Below are 587 nucleotides of genomic sequence, written 5' to 3'. Positions count from 1 at the left end.
CGCGAGGGCAACCTCGCCCCCTACCGCGACCTCGTGCGCTTCGCCGAGCCGACCCGCGAGGAGCTCGCGTTCCTCTCCGGCCACGCCGAGGGGCTCGACGTGCTGCTGCGCACGACTTTCGCGGGCGACACCGGTCTGCAGTTCCTGCTCGACACGCTGCAGCCGCCCGCGCCGCCCGAAGCGCCGCGCGGCGCGCTCGAGCCCCCGCCGCCCGCGACCGACGAGGACGACGACGCCGCGGTGGACGCACGCCTGGCCGCGGCGTTCGCCCACGACTTCGCCGTCGCCGAGGCCGCGGCGGCGATGCTGGCCACCGCAGCGCCGCGGCATCCGCTCGTCGAGCATCTGCCCGACGTGGCTCGGCGGCCGCCCAGCGCCGACGAGACGATGCGGCTGCTCGCGCGCTTCGCGCTGGACCGGCTGCTGCCCGACCCGGCTGCCGAACGACAGTGGCACCGCATCCGTCGCATGCTCGCCGACTTCGGATACTCGCTGAGCGACCGGGGCGTGCGCCGCACCCGTGACCCTGTGGACACGATGCTGGCGTCGTCGCTGGCGAAGGACCACGCCGCCTGCGACATCCTGCG

1 protein-coding gene is annotated in these 587 nt (G+C 75.5%); it reads left to right on the top strand.

What is annotated here, in order from left to right; all coding sequences use genetic code 11:
• Positions 1-587 (top strand): hypothetical protein (locus tag NQ160_RS24475; protein ID WP_257517547.1); only part of this gene is annotated, 587 nt, incomplete at both ends.

This window comes from Microbacterium sp. zg.Y909 (genome assembly GCF_024626565.1).
The sequence above is the reverse complement of the archived record's forward strand: the minus strand, read 5'-3'. Positions and strand labels throughout refer to the sequence as shown.